Consider the following 13,622-nt stretch of genomic DNA (forward strand, 5'->3'; position numbering starts at 1 on the left):
GCGTCACGAAGCACTACCCCGGGAGCGCCGCCCCTGCGGTGGAGGACTTCTCGCTGACGATCCCCGCCGGCGAGATCGTGGTCTTCGTCGGCCCGTCGGGCTGCGGCAAGACGACCACGATGCGGATGATCAACCGCCTCGTCAAGCCGACCGGCGGCCGGATCATGATCGGCGGCGACGACAGCGCGAAGCTCAAGGCCGACGACCTGCGCCGCCACATCGGCTACGTCGTCCAGCAGGCCGGCCTGCTGCCGCACCTCACGGTCCGCCAGAACATCGAGACGGTGCCGCGGCTCCTCGGCTGGAAGAAGGGCCGCACGAGCGAGCGCGCCAGCGAGCTCTTCGACCTCGTCGGGCTCGACGAGGCGGAGTTCTCCGGCCGCTACCCGCGGGAGCTCTCCGGTGGCCAGCAGCAGCGCGTCGGCGTCGCCCGCGCGCTCGCCGCCGACCCGCCGATCCTGCTGATGGACGAGCCGTTCGGCGCGCTGGACCCGATCACCCGCGACCGCCTGCAGTCCGAGCTCCTGAAGATCCAGCGCCGGGTGCGCAAGACGATCGTCTTCGTCACCCACGACATCGACGAGGCGATCAAGCTCGGCGACCGCGTCGTCGTGCTGAAGGAGCGGTCGAAGATCGCGCAGCAGGGCGCACCGGACGAGATCCTCGCCGCCCCGTCGGACCGCTACGTCCGCGCGTTCATCGGCGGCGGCGCCGCGGTCAAGCGCCTGCACCTGGTGCGCGTCGAGGACCTGGAGCTCGAGCCGTACCCGGCGTTCTCGCACCCCGACGGCTACGACGCCATCCTGCGCGAGGTCGACGAGAAGCGCTACCGCTACGCGCTGCTCCTCGACGACCGGGGCCGGCCGCAGCGGTGGCTGCACCGCGACGAGCTCGCCGACCGACCGCAGCACCCCGAGCGCGAGGGCCAGGAGGTCACGGGCGTCGTCACCGCCACGACGACCCTGCACGACGCGATGGACGAGATGCTGAGCTCCGGCACCGGCGTCGTCCCCGCCGTCGACGACCGCGGCGCCTACCTCGGCACCGTCCGGCTGGACCAGGTGACCGCGGCGCTCGAGCAGATCCACCACCGCACGCAGGCGGAGCAGGACGACGCCGCGCCCGTGCGCACGGTGGCGGAGATCACCGGAGAGATCGACGGTCGCGAGATCGCCGCGGAGCAGGAGCGCCTCGCGGCCGCCGAGGACCCGCGATGAGCCGCGGGAGCGTCCTCGTCCGGCTGCTCGCCACGCCCGTGGCCGTCGTGATCACGCTGGTGCTGATCTACGTCCTGGTCGGCAAGCAGACGGACTCGATCGCCGTCTCGTCGCTCAGCGGCTCCGACGGCGCGACGTCCGCCCACGCCTACGACGGCAACGTCGTCACCGCGCTGCTCCAGCACCTGCGGCTGGTCGCCGTCTCGGCGGTCGTGGTGCTGCTGCTCGGGATCCCGCTGGGGGTCCTCCTGACCCGGACGCGGTCGCGGGCGGTCCGCTGGATCGTCAACGGCTCGTTCAGCGCCGGCCAGGCCGCGCCGGTCATCGGCATCCTCGTGCTGCTCGTCATCTGGGCCGACGGCCTGAAGTGGTGGATCCCCTACGTCGCGCTCGTGGTCTACGGGACGCTGCCGGTGATGCGCAACACGGTCGAGGGGATCCGCAACGTCGACCCCGGCCTGATCGACGCCGCCCGCGGACAGGGCTTCTCCCGCCAGCAGGTGCTGACGAAGGTGGAGCTGCCGCTCGCGGTGCCGATCATCCTGGCCGGCGTCCGGACCGCGCTGGTGCTGCTCGTCGGCACGGCGACGCTCGCGACGTTCGTCGACGGCGGCGGGCTCGGGGACATCATCAACGACGGCATCTCCAACCAGCGCGACGCGGTGCTGCTGACCGGCGCGATCCTCGCCGCGGTCCTGGCGGTCACGATCGACTGGCTCGCCGGCCTGGCGGAGCGCTACCTCAGCCCCAAGGGCCTGCGCGGGGCGCCGGCGTGAGCCGCCTGCGCGTCGCCGCGGCCGCGGCCGCGGTGAGCGGGGTCCTCGCCCTCGCCGGCTGCGGTGCCTCGTACACCGGCGGCGGCGACGGCCCGCTGAAGGGCGCCAAGATCGCGTTCGGGTCCAAGAGCTTCACCGAGCAGAAGGTGCTCGGCCAGATCGCCGTGCAGTACTTGCGGCACGAGGGCGCCGACGTCTGGGACCAGACCGGGCTCGTGAGCTCCGCCGCCGTCCGCGACTCGCTGACGCGCGGCGACATCGACGCGTACTGGGAGTACACCGGCACGGCGTGGCTGACGTACTTCGGCCACGACAAGCCGATCCCGGACGCGGACCGACAGTTCGACGCCGTCGCGAAGGAGGACGCCTCCAAGAACGGCATCGACTGGATCGACCGCGCGCCGCTGAACAACACCTACGCGCTGGCGACGTCGGCGAAGAACGCGAAGGCGCTCGGCGTCGACTCGCTCGGGCAGCTGAAGGCCCTGCTCGCCGGCCCGAAGGGGTCGAAGGTGACGTTCTGCGTCGCCGCGGAGTTCGCCAACCGGCCCGACGGGTTCCCCGGGGTCCAGAAGGCCTACGGCTTCAAGGCCCCCGGCGGCCGGATCAAGCGCCTGGACGAGGGCCTGATCTACTCGCAGACCGCCAACGGCACCTGCACGTTCGGCGCGGTCTTCGAGACCGACGGCCGGATCAAGGGCCTGGACCTGACGACGCTGAAGGACCCGGACCGCTTCTTCCCGCCCTACAGCGGCGCGATCTCGATCCGCGCGTCGGTGCTGAAGAAGCACCCGCAGATCGAGCGGTTGATGAAGCCGATCGCCGAGAAGCTGACGACGGCGAAGATGCAGGAGCTCAACGCGAAGGTCGACATCGACGGCCAGCTCCCCGACAAGGTCGCGAAGGACTGGCTGAAGGACGCGGGCTTCACCGACTGACCGCGCGGTGGTGTGCGCCGCGGGTGCCCGCCTCGCCGACGGCGGCGGGTGCGGGCACGGCGCCCGGAGCGGCCCGGCCGCCGCCCGCCGACTACCCTGGGGCGTCGATGTCCCTGACCGTCATCAAGCTCGGGTCCAGCGTCGTCGTCGACGACGGCGGGCGCCTGCGCCGCGACCTGCTCGCCGCGCTCTGCGCCACCGTCGCGGCCCGGCACCGGGAGGGCGAGCGGTTCGTCCTCGTCTCCAGCGGCGCGATCGCGCGCGGGATCGAGGAGCTCGGACTGCCGGGCCGCCCGACCACGATCGACGCGCTCCAGGCCGCCAGCGCGGTCGGCCAGGGCCGGCTCTTCCGCTCGTGGGACGACCTCTTCGCCGCCGAGTCGCTGATCGCGGCCCAGGTGCTGCTGACGCTCTACGACCTGGGCGACCGCGAGGCGTTCGTCAACGCCCGCCGGACGCTGGCGAAGCTCGTCGAGCTGCGCGCCGTCCCGGTGATCAACGAGAACGACACCACGACGACGGAGGAGATCTCCTTCGGCGACAACGACCTGCTGGCGGCGCAGGTCGCGATGATGCTCGGCGCCGACCGGCTCGTCCTCCTGACGTCCACCGACGGCCTCTTCTCCGCCGACCCGCGGCAGGACCCGACGGCCGAGCTCGTCCGCGAGATCCACGACGTCGAGCAGGCGCTGGCGGACAACGACGTCGGCACCACGACCTCGTCGCTCGGGACCGGGGGCATGCGCTCCAAGGCCCTGGCGGCGGACATGGCGGCGGCGGCGGGGATCCCGACCGTCGTGGCGTCCGGGCTGCGGCCGGAGGCGCTCGCGCGCGTCCTGGCCGGTGAGGACGAGGGGACCCGCTTCGTCGCCGGCGACGCCCGCTGGTCGAGCTTCAAGCTCTGGCTGCGCTACGCCAAGCCCGCCCGCGGCACGATCGACGTCGACGACGGGGCGCGGCGGGCGCTGTCGCGCGACGACACGTCGCTGCTGCCGGTCGGCGTGACCGGCGTGACGGGCGACTTCCAGGTCGGTGACGCGGTCGACGTGCGCTGCGGCGGCGACCTCGTCGCGAAGGGGATCTCCGGCTACGCGTCCGGCGCGCTGCGCCTGGTCATGGGCGAGCGGACCGAGCGGATCCGCGAGCTGCTGCCGCAGGCCCCGGCGGAGGCGGTCCACCGCGACCGCCTCGTCGTCCTCTAGGAGGGGAGCGGGCCCCGGCCGAGCGTCCCGGGGACGCGACCGCATCAGGAGGCGTCGAGGCTCGGGCCACCCGAAAGGGGACCGGCCCCCGGGCCGTCGCGCTCAGACGAGCCCCGCGTCGTGCGCGAGCAACGCGATCTGGACGCGGTTGTTGCGGTCGAGCTTCTGCAGGACACGCGAGACGTGCGCCTTGACGGTGGCGACGCTCATGAACAGCTCGGCGCCGATCTCGGCGTTCGAGGCGCCGCGGCCCAAGGCGACGGCGACCTCGAGCTCGCGATCGGTCAGCTCGGCCAGGGCGGCGAGCGCCTGCGCCTTGCGGTCGTCGGCGGCCGGGTCGGTGACGCGGTCGATCAGCCGCCGGGTGACGCCGGGGGAGAGCATCGCCTCGCCCGCGGCGACGAGCTCGATCGCGCGGACGATCTCCGCCGGCGGGGTGTCCTTGAGCAGGAAGCCGCCGGCGCCGGCGCGCAGCGCGTGCATCACCTGGTCGTCGGCGTCGAAGGTCGTCAGCACGATGACCTCGGGGGCGCCGTCCGGACCGTCGCGGCGCGCCCGCAGGCGCTCGGTGGCGGTGAGCCCGTCCAACCGCGGCATCCGGATGTCCATGAGCACGACGTCGGGTCGGTGCTCCTGCACCGCGGCGGGGACCTCGTCGCCGTCGCTGGCCTCGCCGACCACGCGCACCGCGGGGCTGCCGGCGAGCATCATCGTCAGCGCCGAGCGCACGAGCGCGTCGTCGTCGACGAGCAGGACGCGGATCGGGGCGCTCACCGTGGGCTCCGCACGACGCGCTGGGTGCTCACCGGGGCCACGGCAGCCAGGCTCGCAGACGGAAGCCGCCGTCGGCGGTCGGACCGTGCTCGAGCCGTCCGCCGGCCAGAGCGGTGCGCTCGCCGAGCCCGACGATCCCCGTGCCCGAACCGGGGATCCCGTCGCCGGCCCGGGCCGCGCCGTCGGCCCGGCCGACCGGGGCCGGGTTGCGGATCTCGACCGTGACGCCCTCGGGCGGCGTGCCGGACACGACGACGTCGACGAGGGCACCCGACGCGTGCTTGCGGGCGTTCGTCAGGCCCTCCTGGACGACGCGGTAGACGTTGCGGCCCGTCCCGGCCGGCAGCGGCGTGCCGGGGTCGACGTGGACGTCGTCGCGGATCCGCATGCCGGCGGCGCGGGACTCGGCCAGGAGCGCGGGGACGTCGCCGAGCGTCGGCTGCGGGCGCGTCGTCGAGGTCGGCTCGGCGGCCAGGTGGTCGTCGCCGCGCAGCACGCCGATGACCTCGCGCAGGTCCTCCAGCGCGAGGTGCGCGTTGGTGCGGATGACCCCGGCGGCCCGGGCGACCTCCTCCGGCGACGCGTCGGGCCGGAACTCGAGCGCCCCCGCGTGCATGCTCAGCAGCGAGATCCGGTGGGCGAGGACGTCGTGCATCTCGCGGGCGATCCGCGCGCGCTCGTGGTCGCGGGCCTGGGCGACCTGCAGCTGCTGCTCGGACTCGGCCCGCCGGGCCCGGTCGCGCAGGCTCAGGATCAGCTGCCGCCGGCTGCGGACGAACATGCCCCAGCCGACGATCGCGGCGCAGGCGACCAGGACCAGCATCAGGTTCCAGCCGTAGGCGAGCTCGTGGTCGGGGTGGACGCGCGCGAAGATCGCGGCGGAGACCACGTTGAGGACGACGACCGGCGTCAGGACACGCCACGGGCGGTGCACCGCGACCGTGAAGAGGAGGACCGCAGCCGGTCCGGCGGCGACCGCGGAGACGCTGCTGGCGGCGGCGACGGCGAGCGCGGCGGCGACCGGCCACCGACGCCGGACCCAGAGCGCCAGGAGCGACGCGGTCCCGACCGCCAGGTCGACCGCCGCCAGCGGGCTCGGGGCGATGCCCCCGGGGAACGCGTCGGAGTACGTCAGCACCCCGATCAGCGCCGCGGCGAGGAAGACGAGCCCGTCGACGACCCAGTCGCGGGACGTCCGCTCGATGCGCGTCCCCGGCGGGAGCAGGTCGCGCTCCGCGAGGCGGACGATCCGGGGGACGGGGTCCGGGACGGGCGTCGCGGGTGCGGGCCCGGACGGGCCCGCGGGCGGCTGGCGCGGCCCGTCGGCGGGGACCAGGTCCGGGGCGGCGTCGGAGGGGCCGGTGGTGGGCGTGGGATCCATCCGCGTGCGGGGAGGGGTGGCGACGGCCGGACGGCCGGCGCGCGCCCCGCCGTCCCCGCAGCGTACGGCGCGCCCGCCGCGCCGGCCACGGCCGAAGGTCGAAGGGACCCCCGACCGCGGTAGGGGGTGGCCGCGCCTCCCGGCGCCCGGGAGCCCCGCCCCGCCGCGCCCGGGACCGCTTGACGGCTGCGGCGCCGCGCCGAGCACCGACCGACGGCCGCCCACGGACCGACCGACGGCCGATGTGGCGCGGGCCCCGCCCCGGGAACGTGGCGGTCGTGATCCACGTCGAGAACCTCACCAAGCGCTACGGCGCCCACGTCGCCGTCGACGACGTCTCCTTCTCCTGCGAGGCGGGGACCGTCACCGGCTTCCTCGGTCCCAACGGGGCGGGCAAGTCGACCACCATGCGGATGCTCTGCGGGCTGGCGCCGCCCACCTCCGGGCGGGCCACCGTCCTCGGGGTCCCGTACCGCGAGCTGCCCAACCCCGGCCGCGAGGTCGGCGTCCTGCTGGACGCCTCCGCACAGCACGCCGGCCGCACGGGCCAGGAGGTCCTGACGCTCGCCGCGAAGACCCTGGGCATGCCGTCCTCGCGCGTCCCCGAGATGCTGAACACCGTCGGGCTCGAAGGCCCCGCGGGCCGGCGGCGCGTCGGCGACTACTCGCTGGGGATGCGCCAGCGCCTGGGCCTCGCCCACGCGCTGCTCGGCGACCCGCGCGTGATCGTGCTCGACGAGCCGGCCAACGGGCTGGACCCGGAGGGCATCTTCTGGATGCGCGGCGTCCTGCGGGACTTCGCCGACCGCGGCGGTGCCGTGCTGCTGTCGTCCCACCTGCTGCACGAGGTCGAGGCGGTGGCCGACCGGCTCGTCGTGATCGCCGGCGGCAAGATCGTCGCCGACGGGACCAAGGACGAGCTGCTGAACGCCGGCGGCGTCCTGGTCCGCTCGTCCGACCGCACCGGACTGCGCCGGGCGCTGGCCCTGGCCGACCTGCCGTCGACCACCACGACCGACGGCGCCCAGCTCGTCGACGGGGACGCCGAGGCCGTCGGCCGCGCCGCGCTCGCCGCCGGCGTCGTCCTCACCGAGCTGCGTCCCGCGGAGACCGCGGGCCTCGAGCAGCTGTTCCTCTCGCTGACCTCTGGCGGGACCACCACCACGCAGGAGCAGGCCGCATGAGCACCGACGTCCACACCGAGCTGATCCGCGCCGGCCGCCCGGTGGCCGTCGCTCCCCGCGGGGCGGGCTCCGAGGAGGACCCCCGCACCCGATTCGCCGCCCCGACGGCGTGGCGGCTCACGACGGTCGAGCTGCGCAAGGCCGTCGACACGCGCGCCGGCCGCTGGCTCCTGATCGCGTCCGTCCTGCTCGCCGCCGCCGTGGCGATCGCCCGCGGCGTCACCGGCGCCGCCGCCGACCGCACGTTCGCGGACTGCCTCGAGCTGGCGCTGCTGCCGTTCGGGATCCTGCTGCCGGTCCTCGGCATCCTGCTGATGACCGGCGAGTGGTCGCAGCGCACCGCCCTGGCGACCTACGCGCTCGTCCCCGACCGCGCGCGGATCACCTGGGCGAAGGTCCGGGCCGGGCTCCTGATCGGGCTGGGCGCCGCCGTCGCGAGCGTCGTGGCCGCCGCGCTCGGCAACGCCGTCGGCATCGCGGTCGGCGGCGCCGACGGCAGCTGGTCGATGTCGCTCGGCGACCTCGGGCAGACGCTCGCGGCGCAGGAGCTGAACCTGCTGATGGGGGTCGGCTTCGGGCTGCTGCTGATGAGCCCCGCCCTGGCGATCGTCGCGTTCTTCGCGCTGCCGACCGCGTTCACGGTCCTCGGCGAGACGGTCTCGTCGCTGGAGTCGACGTTCCGCTGGATCGACCCCAACCGCGCGTTCGACCCGCTGCTGAACGTCGACGTGCACGCCGGGGACTGGCCGAAGATCCTCGTCTGCGCGCTGCTGTGGGTCGGGGTGCCGCTCGTGGCGGGGATCGCCCGGACGCACCGCCGCGAGATCAAGTGACGGACGGGGTCCCGCGGGCCGGTGGCGGGCCGCGGCTCGGCTCCGCCACCCGTCGTCCGCGCCGGCCCGCCGTGACGGTCGGCGTCGGCGCGGGACCGCACCGGCCCCCGTCCTCCGACGGGGGCCGTCGCCGTCAGTGGCAGTAGTCCGCGGTCGACGTCCAGTCCTGCGAGCGGTAGATGAACGTCATCTCCGGCCGGAGGCCCCACGCGGGGACGCGCACCGAGAAGTCGTCGACGCCGCCGCACTCGTCGCCGTCGCCGCCGACGTAGAACGCGAGCCCCTTGGCGACCGCCGCCGCCTCCGCCGGGGTCGTGTCGCCCAGGAAGTAGCGGCGGCCGACGTGGAACGGCTCGGTGCCGGGGACGCCCGCGCCGTAGTACGTGGGGCGCTCGTCGCCCGCGATCTTCCGGAGGTTCGCGGCGACGATCCCGCGCGAGGTCACCCAGGTGGTGGCCTTGTCGTCGGTCAGGAGCCGCAGGACGCGGTCGTCGGACGCCGGCGTCGCCGCGTCGGGCGCCACCGCGGCGTGGGTGGTGTTCAGCCACTTCGACCCGGTCCGCACGTCGACCGTGGCGAGCGCGTCGACCATGCCGGCCTCCGTCGTGCGCGCGGTCGTCCAGGCGACGTTCCCGGCGCCGGCGGCGACCGTGGTCGCGGTGCTCCACGTCCCCAGGGTGCGGACGTAGCGGCGCTGACCGGGCTTGCGGGTGCAGGCCTTCAGCGTCGTGCCCTCGCGCCAGACGCGCAGGTTCGGGCTCGTCGCCTTGACGATCGTCTTGCCGGTCGTCGGGCAGGGAGTGTGCTTGGCCGCGGCGGCGGATCCCGCGCCGGGCCCGGCGAGCAGGGCGGCGCCGAGCGCCACGGTCAGCAGCGGGGCGCCGAGGAGGGCGCGGGGGGTGCGGGAGGTGCGGGGCATGGTGCGTGGTCCGTCGGTTCGGTGTGGGGTGGGGAAGGAGGACCGGGCCGGTCGCCCGGGTCGTGGGTGCTGGTGGGAACACGTCGCAGGACGCGTTCGGAGCGGTGGCGGGACCGAGGTGGGACGACCGAGGTGGGACTCCGCTCGCGGGCGGGATCCGCGCGTCCGGTGCGGCGCGCGCGGCCGGGTGTCCGCGGTCCCGGGCGGTTCGCCCGGCGCCCCCGGCACGTCCTGCGGGGCGGGCGACGACCGGACGGCGCAGCGCGGGCGGAGGGCCCGGCCGGCCGGGTGGGTCAGCGGCAGATGTCCGGGTCCGCGACCGCGTCGCGGGTGTCGTAGACGAAGCCGAGCTCCGGCTGGCCGCCGATCGCCGGGACGAGGACCTTGAACTCGTCGCTGCCGCCGCAGTCGTCGTGCTCGCCGCCGACCGTGAGCCGGATCCCCTTGGCGGCCGCGGCGGCGCCGGACGGGCCCGCGTCGCCGAGGAAGAACCGGGAGCCCTGGTGGAACGGCGGGGGCGTGCCGCCGTCGTCCGCGACCGCGTCGGGGTCCAGCCGGCGGGCGGCGAGGTTGACGACGCCCCGCGCCGTCACCCAGGCGGTGCCCGTGTACGTGGTGATGAGCCGCAGCACGCGGTCGTCGGTCAGCGGCGTCGCGGCGTCGGGGGTCAGCGCGGCGCGGGCGGTGGAGAACCAGCGCTTGCCCTTGCGGACGTCGACGGTGGCGATCGCGTCGACGAGCTCGCCGCCGTCGGTCTGGCCGGTCGAGGTCCACGCGACGTTGCCGTCGCCGATCGCGATCTTCGTGCCGGAGGTCCAGACGCCGAGCGTGCGGACGTACCGCCGCTGCCCGGGCTCGCGGGTGCAGGCCTTCAGCGTCGTGCCCTGCCGCCAGACCCGGACGTTCGGGAAGACGTCCTTGGCGAGGGTCTTGCCCGTGGTCGGGCACGGCGCGTGCTTCGTCGCCGCGGATGCGGACCCGGTGGCGGGACCGGCGAGCAGCAGCGCGCCGGCGACGGCGGCGAGGGGGAGGGCCCGGGAGAGCGAGCGGCGGAGCGGGAGGGCGAGCGTCATGGCGGGGATCCGTTGCGGCGGGAGGTCGGCGTTGGCGACACTCTCCCGCGGCACGGCCCCCGTGAACACCCCATCCGTCACGTTCGCAGCGGTCCAGGCGTCACGACCGCGTACCCTTGGCGCATGGCCACCACCGCCGTCGAGGTCCCGTCCGTCGCCGACGTCTGCCGCAGCGCCCGCGCCGCAGGTCGTCGCCTCGCCGCGCTGGACACGGCGACCAAGGACGCGGCGCTGCACGCGATCGCCGCGGCGATCACCGCCCGCGCGCCCGAGATCCTCGCCGCCAACGCGCGCGACCTGGAGGCGGGGGCCGAGGCCGGCCTGCCGACCGCGCTGATGGACCGCCTGCGCCTGACGGACGCGCGCCTGGCCGGCATGGTCCAGGGCGTGCTCGACGTCGCCGCCCTGCGCGACCCGGTGGGCGAGACGATCGAGGGCTACCGGCTCCCCAACGGCCTGGACGTCCAACGCCAGCGGATCCCGCTCGGCGTCGTCGCCGTCGTCTACGAGGCCCGGCCGAACGTCACGATCGACGCGCTCGCGCTGACCATCAAGAGCGGCAACGCGATCGTCCTGCGCGGCTCCTCCAGCGCCGCGCACTCCAACCGCGTCCTCGCGACGGTGGCGTCCGACGCCGCATCGGCCGCCGGCATCCCGGAGGGCGCGATCGGGCTGGTCTCCGGCGGCGGCCGCGAGGAGCTCGCCGAGCTCGCCACCCAGGACCGCTACGTCGACCTCATCGTCCCCCGGGGGGGCGAGGGCCTGAAGCAGGCGCTGAAGGGCGTCGCGACGGTGCCGGTGATCTTCGCCGCCGCGGGCATCGGCCACGTCTACGTCGACGCGTCCGCCGACCTCGAGCAGGCGCTGTCGATCGTCGAGAACTCCAAGGTCCAGCGCCCGAGCGCGTGCAACGCGGCCGAGACCGTCCTCGTGCACCGCGAGGTCGCCGAGGACTTCCTGCCGTCCCTGGCCGGCCTGCTCGGCACCCGCGGCGTCGAGCTGCGCGCCGACGAGGGCAGCCTGCCGCTGGTCTCCGGCCACGGCGCCGACGTCGTCCCGGCCGTCGACGAGGACTGGGACACCGAGCACCTGGCGCTGATCCTCGGCGTCCGGCTCGTCGACGACGTGTACGCCGCGATCGACCACATCGAGGACCACGGGTCCGGCCACAGCGACGCGATCGTCGCGCGCGACCACCTCGCGGTGCGCGCCTTCGAGCGCGGGGTCAACTCCGCCGCGGTCTACGTCAACGCGTCGACGCGCTTCACCGACGGCGCGCAGTTCGGGATGGGCGCCGAGATCGGCATCTCGACCCAGAAGCTCCACGCCCGCGGCCCGATCGGCCTGCGCGAGCTGACGACGTACCGCTACCTCGTCCGCGGCGACGGCCACGTCCGGCCCTAGTCCCGTGGGTGCCGCCGACGACGTTCGCGCGGCGGACCCGGCCGTCGGCGCCGGCCGGGCGGTCGCGGGTCCCGCCACCGCCGTGGCCCCGGCCCGCGTGGCGACGGGCCCGCGCATCGGCCTCCTCGGCGGCACGTTCAACCCGCCGCACCTCGGGCACCTCGTCCTGGCGGAGTGCGCGCGCGACGAGCTCGGCCTGGACGAGGTCCGGCTCGTGCTCGCCGCGCGGCCGCCGCACAAGGACGTCGAGGACGACCCCGGACCCGACGAGCGCCTGGCCCTCTGCCGCGCCGCGGTGGCGGGCGACGAGGGCCGGCTCGCGGTGTCCGACGTCGAGCTCCGCCGCGACGGCCCGTCGTACACGGCGGACACGCTGGAGGGCCTGGCGGCCGAGCACCCCGACGCCGCGTTCGTCCTGCTCCTGGGCGGGGACGCCGCCGCCGGGCTGGAGTCGTGGAGCCGGCCCAAGGACGTGCTGCGCTTTGCCGCGATCGGCGTCGCGGAGCGCGGCACGGACACCCACCGGCGGGCCCGCGACGCCGTCGCGCGGCTCGGCCATCCGGACCGCCTGCTGCCCTTCGCGATGCCGTCGATGGAGCTCTCGTCGACCGCGATCCGGGCCCGCGTGCGGGCCGGGCGGACCATCCGGCACCTGGTCCCGCGGGGAGTCGAAGCGCGCATCGACCGTCTGGGGCTCTACCGTGGAGGTGGAAACACATGAGCAAACGCACCTACATCTCCCAGAACGCGTCGCCCGACGTCGACGACGCCGTCCTGCCTCCCGACCCGGAGCTCGAGGGCCTGGTGCGACGGATCGCGGCCGCCGCCGGCGAGCGCAAGGCGCTCGACGTCGTCGCCGTCGACCTCCGCGGCGCGTCCGCGTACACCGACGCCTTCGTCATCTGCACGGGCCGCACGGACCGCCAGGCCAAGGCGATCCACGACTCGATCCACGAGGGCCTCAAGCACGACGGCGAGCGCCTGCTGCCCAAGCGCACCGAGGGCGTGCAGGAGGCCCGCTGGATCCTGCTGGACTACGGCGACGTCGTCGTCCACATCTTCGTGCCGGAGACCCGGGCGTTCTACCGCCTCGAGAGCCTCTGGGGCGACCGCCCGCGCTACGACGTCTCCGACGTCGCGGGCGAGACGTCGGTCGGCGGCGACGCACCCGGCGACGACGACGAGCCGCCGTACGCGGGCTGAACCCGTCCCCGGCGCCCGGCGCGCCGGGCGCCGCCGGACGACCGGCACGTGACCCGCGGGGCATGCCCTATCTTTCCGCGGGTGCGTCACACAGCCCCAGCGGCAACACGCCGCCTCACCGCGTCCCATCGCGCCCTCGTGGCGCTCCTCCTGCTCCTCGCGAGCGCCGTCCCGCTGCTCATCGCGGCGCCCGGCGCGTCGGCGCTGAGCAAGGGCCTGATGGACGAGAACCTGCCGCGCTCGGACGACCCCGCCCAGCGGGCCGAGTTCTTCGCGACGGCGAAGGCCGCGAACGTCAAGTTCGTCCGCACCTACATCCAGTGGGAGGGCAAGACGAGCCACCCCGCCGCGCACGAGATCGCGTCGATCCGGCGCTACGCGCAGGAGGCCAAGGCCAGCGGCATCGACACGATGTTCATCGGCTTCAACGGCCTGATCGCGGCGGACCAGGGCGGCGGCTTCGACGACGCCCGCGACATCAGCCTCAAGCGCTACCGGGCGCTGGTGCGGTCGTCGGTGAAGGCGCTGAAGGACCTCGACATCCAGCTCTACTGGGAGCCGATGAACGAGGCGAACATCTACACCCTGTTCCCGAAGAAGAACGGGCCCGAGGTGTGGCGCAAGATGCAGAACATCGCCTACGAGGAGATCAAGGCGCAGACGCCGAAGGCGCCGGTCATGGCGGGCGAGCTCGCCCCCTACGCGCGCAACCCGAAGT

The 13,622-nt window shown here is 74.9% G+C and carries 13 protein-coding genes and 1 pseudogene; 10 read left to right on the forward strand and 4 right to left on the reverse strand.

What is annotated here, in order from left to right; genetic code table 11:
* The 4 genes from AB0L40_RS21775 to proB form a co-directional block, all read left to right on the forward strand.
* Window positions 1-1,217 (forward strand): ABC transporter ATP-binding protein (locus AB0L40_RS21775; protein ID WP_364359591.1); only part of this gene is annotated, 1,217 nt, incomplete at its 5' end.
* Complete coding sequence (locus AB0L40_RS21780) at window positions 1,214-1,993, forward strand: ABC transporter permease (protein ID WP_364359593.1); 780 nt, start codon at window positions 1,214-1,216, stop codon at window positions 1,991-1,993. The genes AB0L40_RS21775 and AB0L40_RS21780, both read left to right, overlap by 4 nt.
* Window positions 1,990-2,931, forward strand: coding sequence for a glycine betaine ABC transporter substrate-binding protein (locus AB0L40_RS21785; protein ID WP_364359596.1), 942 nt, complete (start codon window positions 1,990-1,992; stop codon window positions 2,929-2,931). The genes AB0L40_RS21780 and AB0L40_RS21785 overlap by 4 nt, the downstream gene beginning before the upstream one ends.
* Before the next feature lie 107 nt (window positions 2,932-3,038).
* The gene (gene proB, locus AB0L40_RS21790) at window positions 3,039-4,133 is read left to right on the forward strand and encodes a glutamate 5-kinase (protein WP_364359598.1); all 1,095 of its coding nucleotides are present in this window, start codon (window positions 3,039-3,041) and stop codon (window positions 4,131-4,133) included.
* Between the two features lie 102 nt (window positions 4,134-4,235).
* Here the strand turns inward: proB and AB0L40_RS21795 are convergent, their stop codons facing one another.
* Window positions 4,236-4,907 (reverse strand): response regulator transcription factor, encoded by a 672-nt coding sequence (locus AB0L40_RS21795; RefSeq protein WP_364359601.1) that lies wholly within the window; start codon window positions 4,905-4,907, stop codon window positions 4,236-4,238.
* Window positions 4,908-4,935: 28 nt separating this feature from the next.
* The gene (locus AB0L40_RS21800; RefSeq protein WP_364359603.1) at window positions 4,936-6,288 is read right to left on the reverse strand and encodes a histidine kinase; all 1,353 of its coding nucleotides are present in this window, start codon (window positions 6,286-6,288) and stop codon (window positions 4,936-4,938) included.
* Between the two features lie 278 nt (window positions 6,289-6,566).
* Here AB0L40_RS21800 and AB0L40_RS21805 point away from each other — a divergent pair, with 278 nt between their 5' ends.
* Together AB0L40_RS21805 and AB0L40_RS21810 are read left to right on the forward strand one after the other, a co-directional pair.
* A complete protein-coding gene (locus AB0L40_RS21805; protein WP_364359606.1) occupies window positions 6,567-7,472 on the forward strand; it encodes an ATP-binding cassette domain-containing protein in 906 nt (301 codons plus the stop codon).
* Window positions 7,469-8,305, forward strand: coding sequence for an ABC transporter permease (locus AB0L40_RS21810; protein WP_364359609.1), 837 nt, complete (start codon window positions 7,469-7,471; stop codon window positions 8,303-8,305). Before AB0L40_RS21805 ends, AB0L40_RS21810 begins: the two co-directional genes overlap by 4 nt.
* Window positions 8,306-8,438: 133 nt before the next feature.
* Here AB0L40_RS21810 and AB0L40_RS21815 read toward each other — a convergent pair whose 3' ends face one another.
* Together AB0L40_RS21815 and AB0L40_RS21820 are read right to left on the reverse strand one after the other, a co-directional pair.
* A complete protein-coding gene (locus AB0L40_RS21815) occupies window positions 8,439-9,224 on the reverse strand; it encodes a hypothetical protein (RefSeq protein WP_364359612.1) in 786 nt (261 codons plus the stop codon).
* 293 nt (window positions 9,225-9,517) lie between these two features.
* Window positions 9,518-10,297, reverse strand: a complete 780-nt coding sequence (locus tag AB0L40_RS21820) for a hypothetical protein (protein WP_364359615.1) — start codon at window positions 10,295-10,297, stop codon at window positions 9,518-9,520.
* Window positions 10,298-10,420: 123 nt separating this feature from the next.
* Here AB0L40_RS21820 and AB0L40_RS21825 point away from each other — a divergent pair, with 123 nt between their 5' ends.
* From AB0L40_RS21825 to AB0L40_RS21840, 4 genes and pseudogenes are all read left to right on the forward strand, one after another.
* Window positions 10,421-11,701 carry a glutamate-5-semialdehyde dehydrogenase gene (locus tag AB0L40_RS21825; protein WP_364359618.1) on the forward strand — a complete coding sequence of 427 codons (1,281 nt, stop codon included), beginning with the start codon at window positions 10,421-10,423 and terminating at the stop codon, window positions 11,699-11,701.
* Window positions 11,702-11,705: 4 nt separating this feature from the next.
* A complete protein-coding gene (gene nadD, locus AB0L40_RS21830; RefSeq protein ID WP_364359621.1) occupies window positions 11,706-12,422 on the forward strand; it encodes a nicotinate (nicotinamide) nucleotide adenylyltransferase in 717 nt (238 codons plus the stop codon).
* Window positions 12,419-12,904 (forward strand): ribosome silencing factor, encoded by a 486-nt coding sequence (gene rsfS, locus AB0L40_RS21835; RefSeq protein WP_364359624.1) that lies wholly within the window; start codon window positions 12,419-12,421, stop codon window positions 12,902-12,904. Before nadD ends, rsfS begins: the two co-directional genes overlap by 4 nt.
* Before the next feature lie 138 nt (window positions 12,905-13,042).
* Window positions 13,043-13,622 (forward strand): annotated as a pseudogene (locus tag AB0L40_RS21840) (hypothetical protein); the annotation flags it as partial.

Source organism: Patulibacter sp. NPDC049589, assembly GCF_040675535.1.
In the GTDB taxonomy this organism is placed as follows: domain Bacteria; phylum Actinomycetota; class Thermoleophilia; order Solirubrobacterales; family Solirubrobacteraceae; genus Patulibacter.